This window comes from [Mycobacterium] fortunisiensis (assembly GCF_019050325.1).
Lineage (GTDB): Bacteria > Actinomycetota > Actinomycetes > Mycobacteriales > Mycobacteriaceae > Mycobacterium > Mycobacterium fortunisiensis.
Window position 1 is genome coordinate 1 of record NZ_VOMB01000007.1, and the last position, 7,061, is coordinate 7,061.

Consider the following 7,061-nt stretch of genomic DNA (forward strand, 5'->3'; position numbering starts at 1 on the left):
GCGGTGGTGGTCCTCGACTCGTTGCCGTTGACGGTCAACGGCAAGCTGGACAAGCGGGCCCTGCCCGCACCCGAATACGTCGGTGCTGATCATTACCGGGCCCCGAGCACGGCTACCGAGGAAATCCTGGCCGGCATCTACGCCCAGGTTCTGGGAGTGGACCGGGTCGGGATCGACGACTCCTTCTTCGATCTGGGCGGCGACAGCATCATGGCGATGCGCGTGGTCTCAGCGGTCAATACGACATTGGATGCCGGGCTGGCGGTGCGCACGCTGTTCGATGCCCCGACGGTCGCCCTGTTGGCCCCTCGCCTCGGTGAGGCATCGGCCAAACGCGCGCCGCTCACCGCGGGCGAACGCCCCGCGGTGGTGCCCCTGTCCTATGCGCAGAACCGGATGTGGTTTCTCAACCGGTTCGAGGATGGTGCCGCGACCTACAACATGCCGATGGCTTTCCGGATCGACGGGGCGCTGGACGTCGAGGCGCTGGGATCTGCGCTTGACGACGTGATCGAACGGCATGAGTCGTTGCGCACCGTGTTTCCCGATGTCGACGGTGTGCCGTTGCAGCGGGTGGTTCCCGCGCAGCCGGGGCTGTGGCGGCGCAGCGGCCCAGTGGCAGTGCCACTTCCGGGGTCCGGCGTGGTCGACGAACTGATTTCCTTGGCCGAGTATCGGTTTGACCTGTCGTCTGAGATCCCGTTTCGGGCACAGATCTACACACTGGGTCCTGATCGACATGTCCTCGGAATCGTGCTACACCACATCGCCTTCGACGGCTGGTCGATGGCGCCCATGGCCCGTGATGTGGGCGAGGCGTATCGGGCACGCGTGCAGGGTCAGGCCCCGCAGTGGACGCCGTTGCCGGTGCAGTACGCCGACTACACACTGTGGCAACAGGAATGGCTTGGAGCCGAATCGGACTCCGAGAGTGTTCTCGCCCGCCAGCTCGCCTACTGGCGGCACGAATTGGCCGACCTTCCCGAGTTGGCCTCGCTGCCGTCGGATCGGCCGCGGCCGCCGGTGCCGACATACCGCGGCGACGCGGTTGATCTGAGCATCGATCCCGAACTGTGGCGGGGGATCAAAGCTATTGCTGCGGCGCACAATGCCACCACGTCGATGGTGTTGCAGGCGGTGATGTCGGTCGTGCTGCACCGCGCCGGGGTTGGTGAGGACATCGCCCTGGGCACCCCGATCGCCGGACGCAATGATCAGGCACTCGATGAGTTGGTCGGGTTCTTCGTCAACACCTGGGTGCTGCGGGTCGGCGTTGATCCCGCGCTGCGGTTCAGCGAGGTGCTTGAGCGGGTACGGCAGAAGGCGCTGGATGCCTATGCAAACCAGGATGTGCCGTTCGAGCTTTTGGTCGAGCGGCTCAACCCGACCCGGTCCACCTCGCACCACCCGCTGTTCCAGGTGGCCTTGGCCTTCCAGAACAATGTGCGCCCCGAGATCCAGCTCGACGAACTCGACGTCGAGCCGGTGGCTGCCGACATCCGCACCGCCCGGTTCGACCTGGAATTCGATCTGCGCGAAGTGGCCAGTGGGGGCGCAAGTGCGCTGTTCGACCTGAAGGCCGCGCCGGCCGAAGGTAGTGAGCTGATGGCCGTAGGCACGGTCGCGTACGCCACCGATCTGTATGACCGGTCCACGATCGAGCGGTTGGTGGGTTGGTTCGGCCGGGTGATCGAAGCCGTGGTGGCCGACTCGTCGGTAGCGGTGGGCGGGGTGAGGCTGCTGGATCACGAGGAGCAGGATCTGCTGCTGGACAAGTGGTCTGGCGCAGGCGTCGCGCGCCCGATGGGGCTGATCCCGGAGTTGTTGGCTGCGGCGGTGGCCGCGGATCCGGAGGCCGTTGCGGTGGTGGACGGGGACCGTGAACTGTCCTACCGGGAGCTGGATGAGGTCTCCAATCGGCTGGCACGTGCGCTGATCGAAGCCGGGGTGGGCCCTGAGCGCGCGGTCGGTGTGGCGATGGGCCGATCTGCCGAGTTGGTGATCGCCTGGTGGGCGGTGCTCAAGGCCGGCGGGGTGTACGTTCCGGTTGATCCGGGTCACCCGGCCGAGCGGGTGTCCACGGTGCTCGACACCGCCGAGGCGGTCTGTGTCCTCACCTGCGGCACCGGTGCGGTCGAGGGGACCGGTAGCCGCCTCGTGGTCCCGCTCGATGTCATTGATCTGTCAGAACACAGCGGCGATCCTGTGACGGATTCGGATCGCTTGGCGCCGTTGAGCATCGACAACGCGGCATACGTGATCTTCACGTCGGGTTCCACCGGAACTCCGAAGGGCGTGGCGATCAGCCATGCCGGGGTGCTGGGAGTGGCGGCCGCGCATCACGATCTGCTCCGTGTGCCTGAGAGGGCTCGGGTGCTGATGGTGGCCGCGCCGACATTCGATGCCTCGGTCTTCGAGTGGTTATGGGCCGCGTCGTCGGGGGCGGCGCTGGTGGTGGCCCCGCCGGATTCCTACGCCGGCGACGCATTGGCCGAGGTATTGGCGGGCGGGCGCGTCGATGCGGCATTGATCACCCCGACGGTGCTGGCCACCCTGGATCCTGCCGAGATCGACGGATTGACGACGCTGGTGACTGGTGGTGAGGCGTGCCCGGCAGAGTTGGTGGCCGCGTGGGCTGCCTCCGCGGGCGAGGAGGGAAACAAGACACCGCGACGGATGTTCAATGCGTATGGGCCGACCGAGGTGACGATCTGGGCGACCTGGAGTGCGCTGTCGGCCGGACAGCCCGTGCACATCGGCGCCCCGGTGCCGGGTACATATGCCTACGTTCTCGACGCACGCCTGAACCCGGCTCCCGTCGGGGTGGTGGGTGAGTTGTACCTGGCCGGTCCGGCGGTGGCTCGTGGATATGTGGGACGGCCTGATCTGACTGCGGATAGGTTTGTGGCCAATCCTTTTGGGGCTCCGGGGACGCGGTTGTACCGCACCGGTGACCTGGCGCGTTGGACCGGCTCGGGCAGCCTGGAATATCTCGGACGCGCAGACGCCCAGATCAAGCTGCGTGGGCAGCGCCTGGAGTTGGGCGAGATCGAGAACACCCTGCTGGCCTGCCCGCAGGTCACCCGTGCGGCCGCATCCGTCCATCGGGGCAGCACCGGGGTCGATCATCTGGTTGGTTACATCGCCCTCGAGCAGACCAGCACCGCCGACCACGACGCTGACGTTGTCGATCAGTGGCAGGGGATCTACGACGAGCTCTACGACGCCGACCTCGACGAGGTCGAATTCGGCAACGATTTCCGCGGCTGGAACAGCAGCTATACAGACGATCCGATTCCCCTACATGAGATGGAGGAATGGCGCTCGGCCACTGTGGACCGGATCCTGGCACTGCGGCCGCAGCGGGTGCTCGAGCTCGGCGTCGGATCAGGCTTGCTGCTGTCGCAGCTCGCTCCGAAGTGCGTGGAGTACTGGGGCACAGACTTTTCCGCGCCGACCATCCAGAAGCTGCAGGCCGCGGTGGGCGGTCAACCGTGGGGAGATCGGGTTCACCTGCTGACCCGACCGGCGCACATCACCGAGGCGTTGCCGCAGAACCAGTTCGACATGGTGGTGATCAACTCGGTGGTCCAGTACTTCCCGAGCGCCGGGTACCTGGCCGAGGTCATCGACAAGGCCGTGGAGCTGCTGGCCCCCGGCGGCACGCTGTTCATCGGCGACGTGCGCAACCACAACCTGCAGGGTGCGTTCCAGACCGGTATCGCGTTGGCGCGCAGCCAGCACGGCACCGATACCGACGAGATCCGGCAACGGGTACAGCGCGCGATGCTGGGTGAGCACGAGTTGCTCCTCGCCCCAGAGTTTTTCACCACCTGGGCAGCCGACCATCCCTCCGTGGGCGGCATCGGTATCCAGGTCAAGCGTGGTGAAGCAGACAACGAGCTGAGCCGGTACCGCTACGACGTGATCGTCCACAAGTCACCCACCCAGGTGTGCTCGCTGGCCAGCGCCCCGACCTGGGCGTGGACGGACTGCGCGGATCTGAGCGGGCTACATGCCGAGTTGACGGCCCAGCAGCCGTCCACCGTGCGCGTCAGCGGCATTCCCCGCGCCGGCGTCATCGCCGATGTGGTGACCGAACAAGCGCTGGGCGCCGGGCTCCCACTCGCGGAGGCGCTCGTCCAGGCCGACTCTGCCGCCGCCGACGTCGTCACCCCGGAAATGGTGTACCGGCGCGGCGAAGCCGCCGGGTATCACGTCGCAGTGACGTGGGGCACCCAGCCCGGCACCCTGGATGCCGTCTTCCTCGCGGCCTCGGATGGCGAGCCGCGACCGGCGCTCACCGACCTCTACCAGCCCGCTTCGGATGCCCGTCAGCGCGGCGGCTACGCCAATGACCCACACACCAACTCGAAGGTCACGACGGTCCGCCAGTGGTTGGCCGAGCGGTTGCCCGAGTACATGGTGCCGAGTCAGATCGTGTTGCTCGACGAGTTTCCGTTGACTTCCTCGGGCAAGATCGATCGCAAGGCACTGCCTGAACCCACCTTCGTCGCCACCTCCTTCCGGGCTCCTCAGACCGATACGGAAAAGATCGTCGCCGAGGTGTTCACCGAGGTTCTCGGACTCGGCAGGGCAGGACTCGACGACGATTTCTTCGTCCTCGGCGGCGATTCCCTGATCGCCATCCGGGTCAGCGCCCGTCTGCAGTCAGCTCTCGGACGGGATGTGCCGGTGCGCTACCTGTTCGACGCGCCCACGGTCGGCGGGCTGGCCGACCATCTCGAGCGGCACCAGGACGGTGTCGCCCGGCCACCGCTGACCGCGCGGCATCGTCCGGCGGCGATTCCGTTGTCGTACGCACAGCAACGGCTGTGGTTCTTGGACCAACTGCAGGGACCGTCACCGATCTACAACATGGCGGTGGCGCTACGGCTCAGCGGGCACCTGGACGAAGATGCCCTGGGCGCTGCACTCGCCGACGTCGTGGGCCGGCAGGAAAGCCTGCGCACCGTGTTCACCTCGGTTGAGGGGGTACCCCAGCAGGTCGTTCTGGGCGTCGAACAAGCCGATCTGGGATGGCAGATCGTCGACGCCGGCGGATGGCCGGCGGCCCGCCTCGACGAGGCGATCGGTGCGGCAGCACGCCACAGTTTCGACCTCACGAGTGAAATTCCGATCAAGGCAACGCTTTTCCGCATAGGTGAGAACGAGCACGTGCTGGCGGCGGTGGTACATCACATCGCCGCCGACGGCTGGTCGGTGACCCCACTCGTAGTGGATCTGGCGACTGCCTACGCCAGCCGATGCGGCGGGCAGGCCCCGGATTGGGAGCCCCTGCCGGTGCAGTATGCCGATTTCACGTTGTGGCAACAGGAGTGGCTGGGCGCGGTATCCGACACCGACAGCGTGATCGCCGGACAACTGAAATACTGGGAGGACGAGCTGGCCGGGCTGCCCGATCGGTTGGAGCTGCCGACGGACCGGCCCTATCCGCCGGTAGCCGACTACCAGGGTTCCAGCGTGGCGGTCCAGTGGCCTGCCGAGCTACAGCACCAGATCGCCCGGGTGGCCCGCGAGCACGGAGCGACGAGTTTCATGGTGGTCCAGGCCGCCCTGGCTGCGTTGATGGCTCAGCTGAGCGCGAGTACCGATGTGGCCGTGGGCATCGCGTCCGCCGGCCGTGGCGAGCCCGCACTGGACGAATTGGTGGGTTTCTTCGTCAACACGTTGGTGCTGCGCGTGGACCTGGCCGGGGACCCCACGGTCGCCGACCTGTTGGGTCAGGTGCGGCAGCGCAGCCTGGCGGCATTCGAGCATCAGGACGTGCCGTTCGAGGTGCTGGTAGACCGGCTCAATCCGACCCGCAGCCTGACCCATCACCCGCTCGTGCAGGTCATGTTGACCTGGCAGAACCTGCCATGGCAACACAGCGACCCGGCTGCTGCATTGCAGCTGGGTGACGTCGGAGTCACGCGGATCGAGGCCGAAACCCAGACTGCCCGTATGGACCTGGTGTTCTCACTGGCCGAACGCTTCACCGACGCCGGCGCGCCCGCCGGGATCGACGGATCGGTCGAGTTCCGCACCGACGTGTTCGACACTGCCACGATCGAGACGTTGATCCAACGCATGCAGCGGATGTTGACGGTGATGACTGCCGATTCGGCTCAGCGGTTGTCGTCGGTGGATGTTCTCGATGCCGCTGATTGTGCGCGTCTGGATGAGGTTGGTCATCGGGGGGTGCTGTCGGAGTCGGTGGTGGAGTCTTCGATTCCTGAGTTGTTTGCTTCGCAGGTTGCGTGTGCGCCTGATGCGGTGGCGGTGCGGTTTGAGGGTCGTTCGTTGTCGTATCGGGAGTTGGATGAGGCGTCGAATCGTTTGGCGCATTTGTTGGTTGCTCAGGGGGCGGGTCCGGGTCAGTGTGTCGGCTTGATGATGGGCCGGTCTGCGGATGCGGTTGTGGCGATTTTGGGTGTGTTGAAGTCGGGGGCGGCGTATCTGCCGATTGATCCGGCGCATCCTGATGCTCGGGTTGAGTTCATGTTGGCTGATGCGGCGCCGGTGGCGGTGGTCACCACGGCGGCGTTGGGTGAGCGGCTCGGCGGCTGTGGTGTGCCGGTGGTGGAGGTCGAGGATCCTCGGATTGATTCTCAGTCTGGTGCTGCGTTGCCGGTGCCGGCTCCTGATGATGTGGCGCACATTATTTATACGTCGGGGACGACGGGGACGCCCAAAGGGGTTGCGGTTACGCATCAGAACGTGACGCGGTTGTTTGACGGCATGGATGTGGGTGTCGAGTTGGGGCCGCAGCAGGTGTGGGCGGCGTGTTCGTCGTTGGCGTTTGATTTTTCGGTGTGGGAGATCTGGGGGGCGCTGCTGCACGGTGGGCGGCTGGTGGTGGTGCCTGAGCAGACCACCCGTTCATCGCAAGATCTGCATGCCCTTCTGGTTAACGAACACGTCACAGTTCTGAGCCAAACGCCCTCTGCAGTAGGGATCCTGTCCCCGGAGGGCCTGGAATCCGCAGCGTTGATGGTGGCTGCTGAGGCGTGTCCGCCGGATGTGGTGGAGCGGTGGGCGCCGGGTCGGGTGATGAT

1 protein-coding gene is annotated in these 7,061 nt (G+C 66.0%); it reads left to right on the forward strand.

The genetic code is table 11. From position 1 onward, the window contains the following. A partial coding sequence (locus FR943_RS05770) for a non-ribosomal peptide synthetase (protein WP_217155402.1) occupies window positions 1–7,061 on the forward strand: 7,061 nt, incomplete at both ends.